The sequence below is a fragment of the Bacillus sp. X1(2014) genome, from assembly GCF_007678255.1.
On record NZ_VEED01000004.1, the window covers coordinates 118,999 to 138,147 of the forward strand.

General features: G+C 33.9%; 21 protein-coding genes. 12 read left to right on the forward strand and 9 right to left on the reverse strand.

The window, feature by feature from the left end; translation table 11 throughout:
- Positions 1–140 precede the first annotated feature (140 nt).
- Both FS608_RS10365 and FS608_RS10370 read left to right on the forward strand, forming a co-directional pair.
- The gene (locus tag FS608_RS10365) at positions 141–656 is read left to right on the forward strand and encodes a PH domain-containing protein (protein WP_144549645.1); all 516 of its coding nucleotides are present in this window, start codon (positions 141–143) and stop codon (positions 654–656) included.
- On the forward strand, positions 653–2,092 hold the full coding sequence (locus tag FS608_RS10370) for a PH domain-containing protein (RefSeq protein WP_144549647.1): 1,440 nt from the start codon (positions 653–655) through the stop codon (positions 2,090–2,092). Before FS608_RS10365 ends, FS608_RS10370 begins: the two co-directional genes overlap by 4 nt.
- Before the next feature lie 243 nt (positions 2,093–2,335).
- On the opposite strand, the gene FS608_RS10375 is transcribed toward FS608_RS10370, so the two are convergent.
- The gene (locus FS608_RS10375) at positions 2,336–3,151 is read right to left on the reverse strand and encodes a Cof-type HAD-IIB family hydrolase (RefSeq protein WP_144549649.1); all 816 of its coding nucleotides are present in this window, start codon (positions 3,149–3,151) and stop codon (positions 2,336–2,338) included.
- Positions 3,152–3,707: 556 nt separating this feature from the next.
- Here FS608_RS10375 and FS608_RS10380 point away from each other — a divergent pair.
- From FS608_RS10380 to FS608_RS10395, 5 genes are read left to right on the forward strand one after another with little or no spacing between them, the layout of a single operon-like run.
- Positions 3,708–3,968 (forward strand): helix-turn-helix domain-containing protein, encoded by a 261-nt coding sequence (locus FS608_RS10380; protein ID WP_144549652.1) that lies wholly within the window; start codon positions 3,708–3,710, stop codon positions 3,966–3,968.
- A complete protein-coding gene (locus FS608_RS10385) occupies positions 3,965–4,633 on the forward strand; it encodes a hypothetical protein (RefSeq protein WP_144549654.1) in 669 nt (222 codons plus the stop codon). The genes FS608_RS10380 and FS608_RS10385 overlap by 4 nt, the downstream gene beginning before the upstream one ends.
- On the forward strand, positions 4,623–4,799 hold the full coding sequence (locus FS608_RS30170; protein ID WP_186328674.1) for a hypothetical protein: 177 nt from the start codon (positions 4,623–4,625) through the stop codon (positions 4,797–4,799). The genes FS608_RS10385 and FS608_RS30170 overlap by 11 nt, the downstream gene beginning before the upstream one ends.
- Before the next feature lie 58 nt (positions 4,800–4,857).
- Entirely contained in the window at positions 4,858–5,250 is a 393-nt protein-coding gene (locus FS608_RS10390) for a helix-turn-helix domain-containing protein (RefSeq protein ID WP_144549656.1), read from the forward strand.
- Positions 5,250–5,621, forward strand: coding sequence for a cysteine-rich VLP protein (locus tag FS608_RS10395; protein ID WP_144549658.1), 372 nt, complete (start codon positions 5,250–5,252; stop codon positions 5,619–5,621). Before FS608_RS10390 ends, FS608_RS10395 begins: the two co-directional genes overlap by 1 nt.
- Before the next feature lie 301 nt (positions 5,622–5,922).
- On the opposite strand, the gene FS608_RS10400 is transcribed toward FS608_RS10395, so the two are convergent.
- Positions 5,923–6,981 (reverse strand): DarT ssDNA thymidine ADP-ribosyltransferase family protein, encoded by a 1,059-nt coding sequence (locus FS608_RS10400; protein WP_144549660.1) that lies wholly within the window; start codon positions 6,979–6,981, stop codon positions 5,923–5,925.
- Between the two features lie 76 nt (positions 6,982–7,057).
- On the opposite strand from FS608_RS10400, the gene darG reads away from it, so the two are divergent.
- Positions 7,058–8,095 carry a type II toxin-antitoxin system antitoxin DNA ADP-ribosyl glycohydrolase DarG gene (gene darG, locus FS608_RS10405; protein WP_144549662.1) on the forward strand — a complete coding sequence of 346 codons (1,038 nt, stop codon included), beginning with the start codon at positions 7,058–7,060 and terminating at the stop codon, positions 8,093–8,095.
- A 437-nt stretch (positions 8,096–8,532) separates the two neighbouring features.
- Here the strand turns inward: darG and FS608_RS10410 are convergent, their stop codons facing one another.
- A complete protein-coding gene (locus FS608_RS10410) occupies positions 8,533–9,660 on the reverse strand; it encodes a restriction endonuclease (RefSeq protein WP_144549664.1) in 1,128 nt (375 codons plus the stop codon).
- A 151-nt stretch (positions 9,661–9,811) separates the two neighbouring features.
- Here FS608_RS10410 and FS608_RS10415 point away from each other — a divergent pair, with 151 nt between their 5' ends.
- Both FS608_RS10415 and FS608_RS10420 read left to right on the forward strand, forming a co-directional pair.
- Complete coding sequence (locus FS608_RS10415; RefSeq protein WP_144549666.1) at positions 9,812–10,123, forward strand: hypothetical protein; 312 nt, start codon at positions 9,812–9,814, stop codon at positions 10,121–10,123.
- 90 nt (positions 10,124–10,213) lie between these two features.
- Entirely contained in the window at positions 10,214–10,738 is a 525-nt protein-coding gene (locus tag FS608_RS10420) for a hypothetical protein (protein ID WP_144549668.1), read from the forward strand.
- Positions 10,739–10,818: 80 nt separating this feature from the next.
- Here the strand turns inward: FS608_RS10420 and FS608_RS10425 are convergent, their stop codons facing one another.
- Both FS608_RS10425 and FS608_RS10430 read right to left on the reverse strand, forming a co-directional pair.
- Positions 10,819–11,463, reverse strand: a complete 645-nt coding sequence (locus FS608_RS10425; RefSeq protein WP_144549670.1) for a hypothetical protein — start codon at positions 11,461–11,463, stop codon at positions 10,819–10,821.
- A 283-nt stretch (positions 11,464–11,746) separates the two neighbouring features.
- On the reverse strand, positions 11,747–12,289 hold the full coding sequence (locus FS608_RS10430) for a DUF6843 domain-containing protein (protein ID WP_144549672.1): 543 nt from the start codon (positions 12,287–12,289) through the stop codon (positions 11,747–11,749).
- Positions 12,290–13,331: 1,042 nt separating this feature from the next.
- Between FS608_RS10430 and FS608_RS10435 the strand changes: the two genes are divergently transcribed.
- Both FS608_RS10435 and FS608_RS10440 read left to right on the forward strand, forming a co-directional pair.
- Positions 13,332–13,562: a hypothetical protein gene (locus FS608_RS10435; protein WP_144549674.1), complete on the forward strand. Its 231-nt coding sequence runs from the start codon at positions 13,332–13,334 to the stop codon at positions 13,560–13,562.
- A gap of 600 nt (positions 13,563–14,162) precedes the next feature.
- Positions 14,163–14,717: a recombinase family protein gene (locus FS608_RS10440; protein WP_144549676.1), complete on the forward strand. Its 555-nt coding sequence runs from the start codon at positions 14,163–14,165 to the stop codon at positions 14,715–14,717.
- A 316-nt stretch (positions 14,718–15,033) separates the two neighbouring features.
- Here the strand turns inward: FS608_RS10440 and FS608_RS10445 are convergent, their stop codons facing one another.
- From FS608_RS10445 to FS608_RS10460, 4 genes are all read right to left on the reverse strand, one after another.
- Positions 15,034–15,714 carry a hypothetical protein gene (locus tag FS608_RS10445; RefSeq protein ID WP_144549678.1) on the reverse strand — a complete coding sequence of 227 codons (681 nt, stop codon included), beginning with the start codon at positions 15,712–15,714 and terminating at the stop codon, positions 15,034–15,036.
- Positions 15,715–16,143: 429 nt separating this feature from the next.
- Positions 16,144–16,755, reverse strand: a complete 612-nt coding sequence (locus FS608_RS10450) for a helix-turn-helix domain-containing protein (RefSeq protein ID WP_144549680.1) — start codon at positions 16,753–16,755, stop codon at positions 16,144–16,146.
- Positions 16,756–16,890: 135 nt separating this feature from the next.
- The gene (locus FS608_RS10455) at positions 16,891–18,333 is read right to left on the reverse strand and encodes a recombinase family protein (RefSeq protein ID WP_144549682.1); all 1,443 of its coding nucleotides are present in this window, start codon (positions 18,331–18,333) and stop codon (positions 16,891–16,893) included.
- A 45-nt stretch (positions 18,334–18,378) separates the two neighbouring features.
- Positions 18,379–19,131, reverse strand: coding sequence for an HAD family hydrolase (locus FS608_RS10460; protein ID WP_144549684.1), 753 nt, complete (start codon positions 19,129–19,131; stop codon positions 18,379–18,381).
- Positions 19,132–19,149 lie beyond the last annotated feature (18 nt).

Here is a 19,149-nt window from a genome sequence, read left to right on the forward strand (position 1 = left end):
TTTCTTTTCCTTTCCATCGTATCATAATATGAAGTAAGCTAAAACAATAGGGAAATTGGCGTCAATTTTTATAAAGCTATCCTGTATTTGATGAAACTCTTTAATAGAAAGATACGTATACGATAATTGAGGTGAAATATATGTACATACAAATAGAGGAACCTACAGAAAAAATTTCTGATGATGCGGTGAAAATGTGGAGGATATCAAATTCTGTTGGGCACGGGATTGCCTTGCTTTTTATTGCTGTTTTGATTGTTTGCACAGAAACATTGGACTGGTATGGGTGGATTGGTATTGTCCTTTATATACTTGGGGGAATCGGGGTTTTATCTGCTATTTACTTCATCATGATTGAACCCGTCTATTTACAACGAACATGGCGTTATAAAATTGATCCCCAATTTGTTCAATTGAAACATGGGAAATGGCAAATTCAACACACGTTAATCCCAATGGAAAAAGTCGAATACGTCCGTACCGAACAAGGACCGATCATGCGGCGTTACCAACTGTACAAAATAGAAATTGGTACCACTACTTCCAGTCATGTCATTCCTGCCATTGCAACAGACGAAGCAAAAAAACTAAAAGCAGAAATTGCAGTGTATGCAAAAATCAATGATTCAGATATTGTCGAAGGAGAAAGAGCATGATCCAAGCAACTAAAAGACATCACCCAGCAATAATTGTTGTCGAGATAGTCAAATTAATCAAAAATTCGATTTGGTTCTTTCTCTTTTTATTTGTTCTTAAAAGCTCTTCCACAGCGAACTGGGTGATCTGGGGCCGTTATCTCTTTTTACTTGCTACATTATGGGGAGTAATTTCGATCTTCTTAAGATGGTTCTTTCATCGTTATGAGATTGGTAGAGATTCCATTGTTCTTTATGAAGGTGTTTTTGTTAAAAAACAACGGACGTTTGCGTTAGAGCGAGTACATAATCATACATCGAGCACCACTTTTGTGCATCAATGGTTTGGTCTTACTTCACTCACTCTAGATACTGGGACAAGTGGAGAAAATGCCTCTGCTGAGTTTCCCGTGATTACAAACGAAGAAAAAGAACGAATTATTATTCTTTTGCAGCAAAAACAGGATTCTACAGAGGCAAGTGAGGAGGGAATACTCGTTCCTTCCGAGGAACGAAAGATACACTTCCGATCAACCAAGAAAGATCTTATCAAAGCGTCTTTCACTTCTCTTAGTTTCCTGGCGATTTTTCCTTTGTTAGGTGCAATATATACCAATCTCGCAGATTACTTTCAAATTGAAGAGACCGCTGAAAGTGCCCTTGATTACTTACTGATTCATTGGTGGATGATAATTGTTCTCTTCGTCTTAGCACTTGGATTATCAGTCGGAATCGGCTTTATGAAAACTACATGGAAATATGGAAATTATGTCATTAGTGATGATTCTGAACGAATTTATATCGAAAAAGGTGTTGGCAATAATATCAGCTTTTCCATCCCGAAACATAGAGTACAAGCAATTATCGTTGAACAAACCATCCTTAAGCGAATGCTCGGACTCGCTTCTATAAAACTTATTAGTGCGGGGGGCTTCGAAGAAGAAAACCAGGAAACCAGTTCTTTATATCCCTTCATGCCTAAGCAGGAAGCCTACCGGGTTTTACACTCGATTCTGCCTGATTACCGGATCGAAGAACAGATGGAACGATTTCCAATGAAGGTCCTTTGGCTTAAGCTCCTCCATCCCTATTATTTAACTATTCTAGCGGTCATTGGGCTGTGGATCTTTAAACCGGGTTGGCTATGGCTTGCTGCGATTGTCTTTGTCATTTCCGTTTTTCTTCGGATCCTAGACTACTGGTTTACCAGTTATCTGCGTGAAGGAAATACCGTCCAAATCAGAAAAGGCGGCTTAACAAATGAAACCTTTGTCACCCATCGTGAACGGATCCAACAGATTACAGTAAAACATAATTGGCTGCAGCGTCGCTTTGGTGTAGCAACCCTACTTTTTACTAATAAGGCTAAACCCACACATGATACTAAAATATATGGAGTATCGAAAAAAGAAGCCGAGACTTTCTATGCCTGGTACCATAAAAAATCCATTTTATAGAGTTCGTTTTGAGAAAATGGGATGACAGGTAGATTAGCATTGTTTATGGCTATAAAAAAGCGAAACTCGCTGTTTTATTTGCGAGTTTCACTTTTTGGTTATTTTTAATCCTGATGATGACCCTTTCCTGTTGCTCTCGGTCATGTTTTGGTCTTCATCAGCTTGATGATGACCTTTTCCTGTTACTCTCGGTAATGTTTTGGTTTTTAACAGCTTAATGATTACCCTAACCCCTTTAGTTTTCTAATCTTTGAATGGACCTTGGTTTTCAAAATATTGATCAATTATTTCTAACACACCACTATCATTATTAGAGGGTGCTAAATATTTTGCAATCGTTTTTACTTCCTCGCTTCCATTTTCCATCGCAAACCCAAACTTTACATGCTTTAGCATTTCAATATCATTACCTCCATCACCAAATGCCATCGTTTCGTCGTCTTTAACATTCCATCTTTGTTGTAACAATTGGATACCAGAGGATTTATGATAATCAGGAACAATCAAATCTATACTCCCATGCCCACTAGAGACAGGCGTTACTATTTCTCCTATTCTATTATGAAGCAAATCTCTTAATTGTATAGTTTCATCCTCAGGACAGGATAATGCGAATTTTAAAATTTGGTCATTAACAACATCGAAACTGGTTACCTTCTTTAATCGGTGATAATACTTATTCATCGTTTCAAAAAACTGATCCGATACACTCTCAAGTACATAGGCACTTTCTTTTCCACATAACACAATAGAAAATTTATTATGTGTTTCCAACTCTTCAAGAATAAGTTTTACATCCTTCTTAGGAATATCAACAGAAAACACTTCCTGTCCTTGATCCACAATAAATGCACCATTTTCAGAAACATAACTGATTTCTTCTTGCATTTCACCAAAGAATGATTTCAATTGATAATATTGATTTCCACTAGCAACAACAAAATGAATTCCCAGCTCTTTCATTTTTACATATTGTTTAGTAAATCTCTCAACATCATACTTCATTTGTCCATTAAGGAAAGTTCCATCCATATCTACAGCTATAAGCTTTATTGTCATACCGGTTCCTCCTAACCGAATTGCCCATTCATTGCAAAGTTAACATTTGAATGATTGTTTTCATAACCGCATCTTCTTCATAGGATGTAAATTACGCATAAATAAATTATAGCATAAAAAAAGGAAGTAGCAATTAGCTACTCCCCTTTATATCACTTCTTTTTATATGCCCCAACAGTTAGAAGGTATTTAGCACATTCTAACCCTCCTAATTCTTTACTCACTGTAACTTTAACTTTAATTGGTTGTTTTTTAGTTGTCGTTTTCCCCATGTTGTAAGCACCTCATTTAATGTAGTCACTTAGGTACTTGCAAATATGAGGTAAACTAGGACATTTATTTTTTATATTTTTTCTATGTTTTTGTATGGAAGGTAATACCACCTGTCAAAGGGGTATCCTTCCTGCCCTTAAAGGTGAGGACAGGTAAGAGACAGTTTCATACTGTTACTGATCTGTTACGGACTTATTAAAGGTAGTACTCCTTTTTAGAGGATGGCTAAACGCTGTCCTCTTTTTATTTACCCGTGAGTTCTCATAATGGGAGGTGAGATTATATGACTGGTCAGAAAATTACTTGGGATATGTTGCGTTACATTCGCTTATGTAGAAATTTATCGCAGGAACAATTTGGTCAGGTGTGCAAGATTGATAGAAGTGTATTAGCAAAGATTGAACGGAATGAACTGATCTTAAGCCCACTATACAAGGTTAGGATTAAGGACGGCATCCAAACTTTAAATATTACTGAACAGGAAATAGAGGCAGTTACGGTACTATTACAACTTAAAAACAACAATGGAGGACTAAACAAATGAATATAACGATTAATCGAACACAGATTGACAAACTCGTAAAGGAAATGGACTTGCTACCAACAACTAAAGAGGCAATCGCTGGTTATAATGCTGAGAAAGACAAACTGGAACAAAGAGAACTTCAACTAAGACAGAAGTTAAATGACTTACAGCAGAAACTCGTTGCTAACCTGATTGATAGAGACAATACCGAGGATTTAGGGGAATTATTATACCTGAACAAACAAGCCATTGACCTAACAGGTGAATCTCAAGTTATCCACTTGATGTTAGAACAAGTGGACGAGGAAAAGCTGAAACTGAAGTTCAAATATGCACCCATTCTACAAGAGACACTAAAGAAAGAACTTGAAGCCTTTGCAGATATATACAACATCACTTCAATTGTGGCTGACATTCGTTATCAGATGTTATCCATGTTCTTTGATCTAGGTCAATCCAGTGAAAGACAGTTCAACGAAATCGCACCTATTATGGCTGAGATTATTGAAGATGAAGCTATTAAAAAGGCTTTCCCTCGTATTGGATATAGTTTTCATATCGACAATTTCACTCCCATCTATAACGAGGAGTTTCCAAACGTGATTAATAAGAATGATATCCATTCTGCTTTACGTGGAAACATTAATTATCCTAATCCCGAGGGTAAAGACAATGAAAAATAACCCGTTAGAACAGATTAAAGAAGGGCTTAATACACCAAAAGATAAGGTGCAGCTAAACATGATTGACCTAAATGAAGTAGCTAAAGCAGTGAAGCACTTGAACGTAAAGCCATTCTTCACACCAACCCACATAGAAGTTTTTCGCAACAACAATGACACTGAATAACAACCTTAAGCCCTGCCGTTGGTGGGGCTTTTTAGTTTAGAATTAGGGAGGAATAACAGTGAATATTAAACTAAGATATGTAAATGAGAATAGGGAACACCAACGTACTATTGACCGTGTCCACAAAGGAAAGATAGTGCCCGTTAGTCGGTATATCAATGATGAAGCGGTTATTAAGTACTGCTGTATGGTATGCGGAACCACTTTCTTTCAAAAACCAAAGTATTTATTAGACATTGATAACGAGTTCAATCATTGGTGTATTTTAAAAAGGCAGTCTAAAACCAATACCTCTAAGCGTAATCAAAGACCTTCTACAGTTAGTGATGAATTAAAAGGGCAAATGTTAGGCCTCCATAATCAGGGCGTAACTATTGCTGAAATCTCTAGGAGACTTGGGGTTAATCGTGACAAGACCAAATACTGGTTGAATAAGTTGAGGGGTCTATAATGGCTTTACTTGAAAATCAAACATTAAAGAGAGTTAAGGGACTATGTAAGTCTACTTGTGCCAACTTCATTGACGGTAACTGTATTCAAACTAATACCACCTGTGATTATTACACTAAGTACGGCAAGGACATTTCCTGTGATTGGTTTGAGGAATGTGTTTTACCTAATGATAAGGCGATACAAAAAGAATATGTGGAACAGCACGGCATTATCTACAAAGAAACTGAGATAGGTAAGTACAGCCGTACTTGTAAAGCCTGTCAGGAACTATTTAAAACAGATTCAAAGAATAAATTAACTTGTAGTGATTTATGTATACAGCAACTAAGGAAACAGACTAATAGTGCATACTATTTAAGACAAAGTTAAACGCTGGAACCCTTGATAATACTACATTCTTATTTTACAAAACTAAGGGGGGAATAGTAATAAACCAAGCCCCCTAGTTTTAGCTTTAACAAAGTCTTAATCCAGCAAAATGTTAAAAATGGAAAGAGGAATCACCATCTCGATCTATAAAATAATATTGTGTGTAAGAATCGAACCCACCACATTTATTGCATTTCAATTTGGTAACCTCGTTTTTCTTTATAAGCTTCTAAATTACTATTATATTGTTTTTTGTCAATCAATAAAAAAGATAATTTAACCACTTATAAAAGGGCAACTATTAAGGTAAGCCCTGAATTTTTATTGGGGATACTGTTGGGATAGTAGATTCTTTAAAATTGTATGTATTACAATAAACTAAATGTCCATCTATCTTTATTTTAACCTTTACAAAATCATGTCCTTCCAGGAAATTTACCATTGTCATATGAAATTCGTTGACAATATCGCAATTACAGAGAACATAATTTTCTCTAACAAATTCACAAATAGGTTTATCACCTCTACCAGACCATCTTATATCTATATTTCTTGGATATTTATCATTTATATTAAATTTAACTTTTAAACTACTTTTACTCTGATGTACATCCAATATTTTTAAGAAATCACCATGAAATAGGGTTTTTGAATCCGTTGTATCAAAAGTACCCTCATCTATGTAACAAATTTTATCGCTGTATTGAACCAATGCAAAGAAGTCTAATAATTCAAGCAATGTATCTGCCTCGGCTTTAGTTCTACAGACAATTTTTTGTAGATATTGTAAATTACATTGGTCCTTAACTACTATTTCTGCTTGGCGATGTTTCCGAATTTGTCTCCCATCAAGGTTATATGTACTATCATAATGGTAGATATAGTCAAATGGGGCTTCAACTAATTTTTTTAACCCATGGTATAGTGGTACATGATAATGTGAAGCTAAACTTTCATACGAAAAAAACACATTGGGTTCATCTAACATTGCTGGATCGAATAATAAAAATACCGGCACTGGACAATGTGCACCAAAGCTTGTTATTTCATCTTTAGCCCGTATACCTTCATTGTTAAATTGCGTTGGGGTTAGGGGTCTAAAATAGAAACGTACATAATCTTTATATACTTCTTCTGTACCACTAATGACCTCACTACTTGCATTATCATTTAAATTTTCAACGTTTATATTTTTTACTTGATTTCTACACTTCAATAAATCATCATTTAGAATAGAAGCAATGTTAGTTATATGGCTAAAATGATAAATATACTTTGACCACCACTTACGATTTTGTGGTAAATGCTTTGTAACAAGTGAACTTAGTAATAGTTGCTTAGCGGAACTAATAGTTTCCATAGTCCAATCTCCCCCAAAAAATATATATATATTATAAATTTTACCATATATAATAGACCAAAGGAGTGTGATTAAAATGATTATTTACGAAAAAGGCGACCTTTTCAAACAACTAAATCGGGTTGAAGCAATTATAAACACAGTTAACTGCGTAGGTGTAATGGGGAAAGGGATAGCTTTAGAGTTTAAGAATCGATTTCCCGAAAACTTCCAAATATATAAAAATAAATGTCTGACCAAAGAACTAACTATTGGAAGAAGCTTTATTTACCAGGTTCCTAATAACGAAATAACAAAGTTTATTGTTAACTTTCCTACTAAAAAACATTGGCGTAATCCTTCAAAAATTGAATATATAGAAGAAGGTTTAGATAATTTAACTAAGTTGATAACAGAATATAATATTAAATCAATTGCTATGCCAGCACTTGGTTGTGGTAATGGAAATCTTGATTGGAATATTGTAAAGCCACTAATAGAAAAAAAGTTAAATCATCTAAGTAACGTAGAAATAGTTATTTATGAACCTTCTATTACAAATGAAAAGAAAACAAGTAGTACAAAGAAAAAGCCAAAATTAACTGAGGATCAAAAAAAACTGTTACTCTTAATGAATGATTATAATAAAGCAACAAAAGGTCCGCTGTTGACCTATATTCAAACCCATATTATTAGTTACTTTTTATATTTTAAAAATAAAAACATGAATTTTGAATTAGGTGATAACGGACCTTATTTAAATGACATTAACAAAGTAATTTTGCGTTTAAAAGAATACTATATCGAACCAATTGATAAAAGCGAACCTAACCAGCCTACACAAATAAAAGTTTTAAGCATAAACTTCCCCCAAAAGAAAGCTATCATGGCTGATCCAGATTATCTTTTGGTTAAATCCTTAATAAATGGGTTCGAAAATTATGAAGGTCTTTTAACTCTTTCTATTACACACTGGTTTCAATTTAATGAAAGGTTAGAACCGAAGGATCTCACATTTAAAGTTTTGGGATGGCTTAAAGAAAATAACCATTCACCTGATTCCAACCTTATACAAAAGGCTATAAATAGACTAGAGAGAATCTATTTCGAACCAGAGAATTTATCCTTATTCTAAAATTATGTTATATAAGCACTCATTTAAACCAATGTTTATGAGTGTTTTTTTATTGAGTATTTCCATCCTTTTACACTATAAGTAACACGAGTTATAATGTGCTAATTGTTCAAAACAGTATCCCCTTTTAACTATTTCTACTATGCTTCGTTCTCTTCATATATCCAGTCCTAATTATCTTGTGTAGTTGATCTTTAGGTCTTTTATTTATAACGGTTGAAACATAATTTTTTTCGATTTCAAAATGGCCATCATCATTTAAGATTTTTTTCACCTCTGAAATACTGTTTGTAATGGCGTAATTCTTAATGATTAGTTTGTCTAAGGTTGTCAGCTTCATAAGATTCTACTAAAACATTTTAGTAAAGTATGCGTTAGCTAAAAAATAAACATGCTACCTTTTCGGCAGCCTGTTGTTGGTAAAACCCTTAAGTTTTTTACTCACCTTCAAAGTATGAGAAATCTACTTCTTTAATTATAATTTTCCTTTTGACATTTACTCCAATGTTGTTTTCAATCATTAATTTAGCTAACCGTCTTCCATCAATAAGGATAATCTTTTTAGACTCTAAACGTTCAGCATATTCCTTTGCACCAGCTGTGAATGAAGATGTAGTAATGAATATACCTTTCCGGGCACCTTTTGCATCTAATGCCCCAGAAAAACTCATTACTTCAGGTCTTCCAACAGAGTTTTCCCATTTTTTAGCTTGTAAATAAATATTATCCAAGCCTAACTTATCTTCTTTAATTATCCCGTCTAATCCTCCATCATTTGTTTTCTCTGTAACCTCTCCATCTCCATAACCCATTGCAGTCATTAGTTCAACTACAATAGTTTCCAACCTTCTCCAATGTGCACCTTTAAGATGTTCTAACAAATCATTTATCAGTTCATTTTCAATATCTTCAACTTTTTCTTGTACAACTTCGAATGGGTCAATAACTTTTTCTAACTCTTCAATTTCTTCATGTATATCTTGTTCATTATCTGTCAGCAGTTCAAATCCTTCATCGGTAATTTGATAAGTAAACTTACTCACTTCATCTATGTAGCCTTGTTTCTTTAATACATATCTTGTACTTCTCATTCTATGAGTGAACATACTATCTTTGCTATTTGGATATGTTACGTTCTTTTGATCTTCATTTAAGGAGAAAAAGTCCGCCACCCCCTGATTAAGCATGGTGGTTGTCCATGGCTTCCTATCTTTTAATAACGACAACAACGGTAATACAATTTCTTTTTGAGTAGGTATAGTCCCCGCTATATTCTTATTATAATTATTCAATGGTTGTTTAATTGTATTCCGTTCAACCATCTTATTTAATTCAGAATCATTATTAGGAATGCCTTCCACCTTAAATATCTCTAAAATATCTGAACTATTTAATCCTTGTTCACTCATCTTTTTTATCGTAGATAAGACTTTTTTGGACTCTTCTGTGAATAGGTCTCTATTTCCTTCTTTAATATACGGAATATACTCTTTAAATTGTTTTACCCATCTCCTACCATTTGCCTCTGACCATCCTACGCTTTCTGATAACTTTCTCTTTGTCATTAGGACTTTCAACGGATTATCCCCCAAACTAATCTTTACTTGTTAGTTAAATATTACCATAGATATATGTGGATGATTTATGAATATTTGGGGATTCTTAAGTATTTTTTCCTGCCGTAGTGTATGTTTTAGAAAGGAAGGGAGGTGTTTTATGGTAAAGGAAAAAGTGCAACCCCATTGTATGGTTTGTTATAAACCTTTTAAAAGTACAGATAAAGTTTACACTGACACCATGTTTGCACAAATACAACATGCTAAATGTTTTATATACAAGCCTGAATTTATTAAAGACAAAGGAACGTATGAAGAAATCGTTAATAAGTATCCGAATACAAAAAAATATTTATTGTATCTGATAAACCGATTACAAATTCATTACTTGTATCTTCACTTAGAAAATAGAAAAAACGATACATATAAAGGGAGTCAGGAAATGCCTGATTCCTTTTTTATTTTTAATTAAAATTGTGCGGATATACGCAATAACTTGTCCATATCAAAAGACCGTCAATTGCATTTAATATAATGATTCTATTTTGAAAGGAAGTTTTTAATGGCAACTTTACGTACAGGACCTTTTTTCATCCCGAATTTTGTCCACCTGCCACCTAATCCCTGTAATATCGTAGTCTTGACTTTCAGCAACCAGACAAATCAAACACTAACTGTTATAGCAAGGGTTGATCAGGTGTTTTATCCGCCAAGCCCACTTTTCCCACCACATCCAATTGTCCCACTAATTCCACCTAGCCCTTTTACCTTACCACCGAATACTTCAACACGTATCATAGTACCTTTATTTCCACCAATCCCAATTGCACCAGATTCAACAGATACAGAAACTGCTACGACTCCATTAGGTGGAGGACAAGCATTGATAGTGACAGTAAGTGGAGATATTGTAAAGTCTGGGGACCTTATTCAAGCAAGTGTTACAGGTGGGTTCTCGGATGATAATACGTCCTTAGATTTTTCAGAAGCCACTATGTTTTTTAGACATGATGACTTCGTTGAAGTTAATGATGATGATGATGATGATGATGAAAGCAGCGACGAGAGGAGTAGCAGTGGAGATTAAGTAATTTCAATATAAAGAAGGACTTTAGGTAATAAAAAAGAGTATTGAGAATTTCTCGATACTCTTTTATAATTTTCAAATCAAATTGGGTATACAGTGATATATTCATCCTTCACTGAATTAAAATAGGAAATCTCTACTCCCTCAAGCAAATTTTCATTTTCAAGTTCTTCAATAATTTCTTGTACCGCCTTTTCAACATCTATTACATAATTAAAAATTTGTGAAACTTCCATACCTATTTCTCCACCATCACAATATCCATTCCCCGTCCAAAATAAAATTCCGTCTATTACATTTTTTAAATATGTTTGTTTTTTTAAAGCAATTTTATCATCATCTTTTTTATTACATTTTTTCACAATAAGAGTAGTTAGGTCATCCTCCTCTATATATCTAAAACCTTCGTTAATCTTTTCTTTTACTATTTTATTTAATGTTTCTTTTACTTCGGACGATAATGACAACAGAATTTCATTTTTCCTCCCAACTTCTCCGACAGTTCCAGAATAAACTTTTAATATCCTTCTATCCCTCCAAATCACCCAATATAAGACTTCTTTAACGTCCTGCTTAATGAGTATTGTAAGCGAATCAACACCTAGTTTTGTCCGTGGCTTTGTAAATTCAAATAACTCTCCATCAATGTAAAGTGGCAGGGTAATTATTTCAACTTCCTCTTCAATACCAAGATCTATTACTTTTTTTGGTACTTTTTTATTCATTCTTTTTCACCCCTACAAATTTATATCGACGGCCCGTCTTAAACCTAATATCTCACTTGCAAGGGTAAATATACTAATCTCGTGGATTACACGAGGTTACACTAGTAAACACTAAAACTTAATTTGAATTAGGTGAATTAAGGTTTGTATTAGAATCCTCAATTCGTTTTCAGCAAATTATTTAATGATCATTTAAATACAAAACAAATAGGCAGGGTAATGTTGGCCCCTGCCCGACTTTATTGAACTAAAGCATCCGTTACTTCAATAAGGTATCTAATCCTTATAATTTACTTTTCCAGTATTTTCCCACTTCCTCTTTTTGAGTATTATAAATATCCAATCCATCAAGATAGAATGCTTCACCGCAGTGACTTTTTGTTATTTGAATACTTTGATAAACCATTTCTTTACCGTTATCTCCCGTGAAACTGCCCCTCGTACTATAATTAATACATTGTTCATCAATAGCAGTTCTATCCCCGCTTTTATCTATGTAATAATATTTATTGTTGACAGTTGCAGAGTCCATATCTGGTTTAGCGGTAAAAATATCTGGTGTAGAGGTAAAATAAATGCCATATTGATGTATTTCAGTTCCCTCCAATGCTTCCAAATATTCAAGTTTTACTGGAATAACTGAATATTTCCCTTCTTTTTCTAATTTTGTTTTGTTCGGAACATTGTAAAAAACTATAATTGAACCCTCAAAACCACTGGGAATAAGGTACAATTCATTTGTTTTTCCTTCAGATTTGTCTCGGATGGAGATGGAACAACCTGCAATCATTATTAGGGAAATTATCACCATAAAATATTTTTTCATTGAAGTTAACTCACCTTCTAAAAGTCCTTTTAAAGTTTATATCTTCACTTATTCTATTTTACTTCTTAACGCTTTTAAACTAACCTGCCACGTTACTTGAATAAGAAAAATGCCTTGCCCCTTATTGAAGCAAAGCACCCGTTAGCCATCCATGCAGCACAAAATCAGTGCCGCACCACAAAGAATGAAAATGGTTAGGGAGTGTCAATACTGTTACTGACCTTAATCCAGTCAACCCTAATCCATTAACTTATTAATTATCACTCTCCTCTTTTTTTTAACGTTTGAGTAGGGTCTTCTTAAGTATTGTCATTTTCTAATCTTGAAGAAACTTATTTTCATGGTAGTTGAGTAAGTAAAATCAAACTATTCTTTAAAATTTTAGAAGAGAATATACAATGAACAAAATGCCAAGAGAGACCCAAAATCACATTATTCTTTTTGTAATTCACATTTTTATATTCTTGATATCCTAATACTAAAAATATAAATCCTGTTAATAATCCAATAGACATGTCGTAAAATTTAGAAATAAAAATGTCGTGTCCCCAAAATAAAATAAAAACTCCAAATAATAATAATATTGTTTTTAAAATTCTCACTCTAAAATCCCTTTCGTTTATTTTCCTATTATATTAATATAATACAATTTTTGTAGGTCATTAGGTAAAATTTCTCTGAATCTTTCTTCAACTAAACTGCCACGTTAGTTTAATTAAAGGAGAATGAGAATTACCTATCGAGGTTATGTATTTTTGCTGGTGAAAATTTTTTTTACAACTTCATTTATCTAAAATTGGAAAATCCATAACCATCCCCTCTCTTTAGACTCATTACCATTTACCAACGTCATTCGAGTACCAGTGTTACAGTAACCCTTAAAGGGGAAAGTATTACACCTCAGTTAAATCAGATGAACGCTAACGAACCATTCCCCTAAAGATTAAAGTTAATTCGCTTAGAATTATCCTCAGCAATACAATTTTGCTTTTCAGTGACATCCGATATAATTAGAGAAAAATACGGTGAGGAAGATGTTTCTATGAAAAGAAAAATCGAAGTGGAGGAAGAAAGTGTTATTATAGATGGGTTTGAAATTGGTGGTCAATTTGTTCGTGACTTTTGTAAAAACTGCGGATATGAACTAATTCTTTATGAAGACTACGACTCAGAATTTTGTCCTGAATGTAACGAGTGGGCTTCTGATTGTTGTGGCGATACCGATTGCATGTTTTGTAAGGATAGACCATTAAAACCCTTGCCGAATTATTAACTCGGGTTTTTAAATTTGGTGTCTATCCATAGTAGACGTGAGACCGCCCTGAGGAGACCCCCCTGCCCCCATTGGGACGGGTACTCCAAGATCAAGGATGATTCTGGAGAGAGGCTGACTCCAATAGCTAATGTGGATATGTATACTGATAGTTATATAGTAGTCAGTGATGGTAATGCCTTACCCTTCTCACTGTGACTGTGCTGGTAGTACTTGTATGGTACTACTAGTACTGGTGGTACTGATTGATACTCACTGATACTGTACTATCCTTGCCTGTCACTGAGGCTGACTGCATCCACTCCCCTGTCCTGTTATCCCCTTGGGATTACCATTGTATCTGTAGCCTGTAGCCGTGACAGTAGCCCACTCATGGGCATAGCTACGACATAATATACCCCCCATTATTTTTGATCCTGATACCCCCTTTTTTTAAATTCTTGTTTAGCAGCCTAACCACTAATAAAAAAAATCTCTTATAAAAAAAGCGTCATAACTTAAAAGTATTGACACCATTTTAAGAGAACTGTAATATCAAGGTATCAAATGGCGTCATAACATAGTGTCATAAATAAACCACAAAAAAGGGGTTAATACATAATGAAATATGGCTATGCAAGGGTATCAACAGTAAATCAGGATTTAGAGGCACAGCTACAATCCTTAGAGAAAGAGGGCTGTGAGAAAATATTTTCTGAGAAGTTCACAGGGACTAAAGCTGACAGACCACAATTTCAAGAATTACTATCCATTCTCCAACAAGGTGATACGCTGGTAGTTACTAAACTAGACAGATTCGCAAGATCAACTGTGGACGGTATTCAGACGGTTAAAGCTTTATTTGAAAAAGGTGTAAAGGTACATATCTTAAACATGGGTTTAGTTGAGAATACACCTAATGGTAAATTAATATTCAGTGTTCTTAGTGCCTTTGCTGAGTTTGAAAGGGATATGATTGTAGAACGTACTCAGGAAGGCAAAGCAATCGCCAAGCAGCGTGAAGACTTTAGAGAGGGCAGACCCAATAAATTCACTAAGAAACAGCTAAATCACGCTTTAAAGTTGTTAGAAACTCATTCATATAAAGAAGTAGAGGAAACAACAGGCATTAGCAAAAGTACACTAATAAGGGCTAAGAAGAAAGCGACTCTTTGACCAGTGTCGTTTTTTGCCCCCCCCAACTGTGATCTCCAAAAATACGTTTAATCCTATGTGTTTGTGATTTCAAAAATATGGAGGCCATTAACCCCTTGATACACCTAGGTTTCTGCCCATAAAAAAGTTTCAATAGGCACAATCTCTAACAACCCTCTCCCTGCTTTTTAACTCTTGCTTAAATAAAAAAAGACTATCAAATGATAGCCTAAAGTAAGGGGGGAGTGAAAACGGGAGAGACACTCCCCTAACCTAATTTATACCATTCTTTTAGTAACTTTAATCCATTAAAAAACACCCTAGAGGTGCTATATGTTTATTCGTTAATTTTTCTATTTCTAAAAAATTTTATAAATCTTAATCCAAAATCTGTAAAAGCAGTATCTTCTTTTGGTGATTGTATTGCATCAAATGTTCCTGCATCGATAATAAATACTCTTCTCAGTCCTAATTGTACTAATTTATTATCGATATACTCTATGCTTGTTCCATCAAATTCAAAATTTTCGATGTTATACGTCTCTTGATTATTAACTTCATTATTATAAAGTTGTAACATTCTTGCTATTTCTTTTTTTCTAAGACTCCTTAAAACATCATAATACTCATATAGATGATCCTCTTCATACATCGAGTCATTTATTATCGATTCAAACCCATTTACGAATATTTTAATTTTTTCTTCTTGTTCTTCTTGAAGAATGTTTTTAAGTATTAGAGGTAATGCTTTTTCTTGAATGAATTTTTCTTCGTGTTCAGTTAAAACAACATTCATATTTTGAATCACATCATTTATTGCATTAAGACCCTTTTTTAATTTTCTAATCTGTAAGCTTTGCATTACATTACTTATAATGGGGGCTACCCCTTCTAAAACACCATAACCCCAGTCAAAAGCTTCACTTCCTAATGTACCTTCTTTTATACCGATTAACTTTTTTAAATAGCCGTCAAGGTTCCCTAATACATCTAATAAAGATTCAATCTTATCTGGCATCAATTGGAAATTACCCCCTTTCATTTTCACTAAATAAGTTCGACAAAAGGAGAATTTTCCCTGCCAAAATTCCTAGATTATTTATTAGCTATTTGCAGGGGCACCAGTTAGTAGTTCAAAAATTAGACGTTAATACATTCTTTACTTTAATAATTATTCTATATCCTTCACAGTTATCTTTTATATCTTATCTTAGTTATTTCTTAGAATATGGATACCTTTAGGTATCCTTGTATATCTTTATATATTATATCTTCTTATATTATATCTTAATAACGTCTAGTTTCCGAACTATCCCAAGTTTAATTATTGAACTATGCTAAATTCAATTATTGAACTATTCCACTTCGCGGTTTTAATAATCTAGTAAACTAGTGATTAATAACTGATTACAAATACTGATATAATGAGTTTTTTCTGTTTTATTAATCACATTAGATTCTGTTCCCTCATAAACTGTCTATATTCCTCAAAAGACATATCCTTAGTAAGTTCGACTATTTCCTCATCTGTATATTTTTTGGCTGTACTATCTACCTTGTAAGATTCTACCCTTGGTTCAATTCTCACAGCCTTAAATTCCTGTTCCTGTTCTTCTATAGATTCTTTAAACTGTTGTAATCGTTGCTTATCACGTTCAGCCTGTATATTTTTCTTGATCTTTTTAGATTGGAGTCTTTCTACCATATCAGGAACTTGTTTATATAATTCCGCCTGTTCTAAGGGCTTATAGACAACATAAACGTTGTTACCCTTATAGCCCTGCCCCTTTTTAATTAAGCCCACGGCCACCAATTTTTTTATTGCCTCAGTCAATGTACCTCTAGATAAATTTGTATAAACTTCTAATTGGTCAATAGTGGGGAAAGCATAACCAATGCTATCATTAAACAACTTGTATAATCTTAGGTACACGATTAAGTCATTTCCTGAAATTAAACCCAGTTCTATATAGTCGTGGATTGAATTAGGAACTTTCCTATACTGGTCAGGAACGTTTTCTCTTCTCATTGTAATTTTACTACTTTCTACTGTTGTCATACTTTATTTCCTCTTTTCTTTTGTTTGTAGTTCAAAAAATGAACTCACTTACTTACTTGCAGAAAAAGAGGAAAATGGGACAGCAGTCAGTCATTAAAATAAAAAAATAGTCAGGGGTTAATTTCCCTGACTGAATTAATCTTTAAATTGAATGTCAATGCTTATATCGTTGCCTTCCCTAATGTAAACAATTTTGTCAATAATACTTTTCAACGTTCTATTTTGGCTGTCTACAGCTTGGGTTTCTAGGTTGGTTAAGTTTTCTAATATTTTTTCGATATATTCAATATCGTTAGAAACGTTACTATTAGCAATAGCCTCTAAGGTGTCCTCATGCCTTTGTTTAAGTTTCTTTATTTCTTCATCCAATTCCTTGTCTTTATCTGAGAATCTTAATTCAGTGATTCTTTCTTTTAGCAACAAGTCCAATAGCTTATCCTTTTCTTTCTCTTTGCCTTTTATCAGTTTCTCAAAGCCCTTTAATTCCTTCTGTAGTGCCTCTAATCTATCGTTGGAACTTCCCTCATACAATCTTTCCAGCTGTACCTGAACTACTCCTATACGTTCATTTACATCCTTATAAACCTTGGGTAAGATATGCCGTAAATTAGCACCCTTATTATCACAGATTTCACCGTATTTATAGGCATTACACTTTTGAAGGAAAACATATTTACGTTGTACTAAGTTAATTGACATTAAACGTCCGCATTTCCCACATACAATGAGTTTTTCCAGAGGACTAATGATATCATGAATACGTAAGGAAAATCGCCGTCTATTTGCTAATGTATTTTTTACTTGTAAAAATTCTTCAGGGGTTATGATTGCTTCATGGTTGTTTTTTTTAGTAACCTTTTCATTAAACTTTTCAGACTTAAAACTATACTCCCCTATATACGTTCTGTTATTCAATAATCTACTAATAGCAGAGGAGGTAAAGTCATTCCCTCTTTGTGTCTTTATTCCGTCCCTGTGTAATCGTACTGCAATTTCTGTAGTTGAATAACCTTCTATAGTCTCTCGGAAGATACGCTTTACTACAAGTGCTTCAATTTCGTCTGGTTCTATCTGCAAATTTTTATTCTTTTTATACCCATAGGGAGGAGTTCCTATATATTTACCGTCTCTAGCACTAAGAAGTCTTCCTAGGTGCATTTTCTCGCTTGTTTCCTCGTACACCATTTCATTAAATACGCCTTTTAGAACTCCCATCATTTTATTAGTCTTTTCGGCAGGATCAATAGTTCCATCAAGTAAAGAATGAATAACCATCTTATGTTTTACCAATAATTTAAATAGTTTTAGTTGCTGTTCTAGGTCACGGGTAAGCCTGCCTAAATCACTAATAACTAAAACTTGAAATTTGCCGGTTTTAATATGGTTTATTAATTGATTATAGGCCTCTCTTTCATCGTCCTTGGACGACCCTATTTCCTCGAAATAATGGGTAGGGTCTATGTTATTCTTTTTACAGTATTCGTATAACTCTTTTTTGAATTTCTGTAAGTCCTCATTTTCACCTCTAGATTTACGATTGTATAATAGTCCTGATATTAAGTTTTTTGAAGTTGCCAAAACGTGTTCACTCCTTATATATAAGTTTTACACGTAATTATCACCCTATTCATTTGAACGGGTAATAAAATTTGCAGCATCTTTTAATTCTTGTACTGCATTTCGAACAGCAAAGCTATAGCTAGCACGAGTCATGAGTTCTAAATCATTGTAACCGTCTCCGAATGCCATTGTTTCTTCAGGAGAAACATTCAATAAACGCTGCAAGTGTTCAACGGTAGTTCCCTTATGAACATTAGCATTTGCAATGTCAATCCAAGCTGCTTCAGAAGCAACTATATAAGCAGACTCAAAAAATGGATTTAGCTTTTCTCTGGTTTCCATACACCTTAACAAAGGGTCGTGAATAGTGATTTTAACAAAGTCATCTGTTATTTCATTAAAATCACTGACTTGTCTTACTTGCGCATAGGACCCTCTGACAATTGTTGCTTCTTCACGAGGGATGTTTTCTTTTATTACCGCACCGTTTTTAGTACATGCAATAATGGTATGCTCTAAGCTTAATTCCTCAAGTAGACGTATAATTTCCAGTCCTAATTTATTACTTAACAAAGATTCATACACAAATTCTCCGTTATGCTTGATTCGAGTTGCGCTATCCCCTAAAATCCATAAATCTTCTGTTTCATCACCAAATAATTCTTCTACACGTTCACATTGCTTGCCAGTAACAGGCGCAAAAACAACACCTTTTTCTTTCATGATCTTTTTTACATCCTGGTACAGTTCCCTGTTAAAATCACCTCTATTATTCAAAAACGTTCCGTCCATATCAGTTAACACTAACTTAATCATATAGTTTCCTCCTAAACT

Bases quoted from the DNA above. Each gene is read 5' to 3' on its own strand.
- FS608_RS10375 (WP_144549649.1), bottom strand. From the start codon at position 3,151: ATGACAATAAAGCTTATAGCTGTAGATATGGATGGAACTTTCCTTAAT.
- FS608_RS10430 (WP_144549672.1), bottom strand. From the start codon at position 12,289: ATGAAAAAATATTTTATGGTGATAATTTCCCTAATAATGATTGCAGGT.
- FS608_RS10365 (WP_144549645.1), top strand. From the start codon at position 141: ATGTACATACAAATAGAGGAACCTACAGAAAAAATTTCTGATGATGCG.
- FS608_RS10415 (WP_144549666.1), top strand. From the start codon at position 9,812: ATGGTAAAGGAAAAAGTGCAACCCCATTGTATGGTTTGTTATAAACCT.
- FS608_RS10370 (WP_144549647.1), top strand. From the start codon at position 653: ATGATCCAAGCAACTAAAAGACATCACCCAGCAATAATTGTTGTCGAG.
- FS608_RS10425 (WP_144549670.1), bottom strand. From the start codon at position 11,463: ATGAATAAAAAAGTACCAAAAAAAGTAATAGATCTTGGTATTGAAGAG.
- FS608_RS30170 (WP_186328674.1), top strand. From the start codon at position 4,623: ATGAAAAATAACCCGTTAGAACAGATTAAAGAAGGGCTTAATACACCA.
- FS608_RS10420 (WP_144549668.1), top strand. From the start codon at position 10,214: ATGGCAACTTTACGTACAGGACCTTTTTTCATCCCGAATTTTGTCCAC.
- FS608_RS10380 (WP_144549652.1), top strand. From the start codon at position 3,708: ATGACTGGTCAGAAAATTACTTGGGATATGTTGCGTTACATTCGCTTA.
- FS608_RS10460 (WP_144549684.1), bottom strand. From the start codon at position 19,131: ATGATTAAGTTAGTGTTAACTGATATGGACGGAACGTTTTTGAATAAT.
- FS608_RS10395 (WP_144549658.1), top strand. From the start codon at position 5,250: ATGGCTTTACTTGAAAATCAAACATTAAAGAGAGTTAAGGGACTATGT.
- FS608_RS10450 (WP_144549680.1), bottom strand. From the start codon at position 16,755: ATGACAACAGTAGAAAGTAGTAAAATTACAATGAGAAGAGAAAACGTT.
- FS608_RS10445 (WP_144549678.1), bottom strand. From the start codon at position 15,714: ATGCCAGATAAGATTGAATCTTTATTAGATGTATTAGGGAACCTTGAC.
- FS608_RS10400 (WP_144549660.1), bottom strand. From the start codon at position 6,981: ATGGAAACTATTAGTTCCGCTAAGCAACTATTACTAAGTTCACTTGTT.
- darG (WP_144549662.1), top strand. From the start codon at position 7,058: ATGATTATTTACGAAAAAGGCGACCTTTTCAAACAACTAAATCGGGTT.
- FS608_RS10440 (WP_144549676.1), top strand. From the start codon at position 14,163: ATGAAATATGGCTATGCAAGGGTATCAACAGTAAATCAGGATTTAGAG.
- FS608_RS10410 (WP_144549664.1), bottom strand. From the start codon at position 9,660: ATGACAAAGAGAAAGTTATCAGAAAGCGTAGGATGGTCAGAGGCAAAT.
- FS608_RS10435 (WP_144549674.1), top strand. From the start codon at position 13,332: ATGAAAAGAAAAATCGAAGTGGAGGAAGAAAGTGTTATTATAGATGGG.
- FS608_RS10385 (WP_144549654.1), top strand. From the start codon at position 3,965: ATGAATATAACGATTAATCGAACACAGATTGACAAACTCGTAAAGGAA.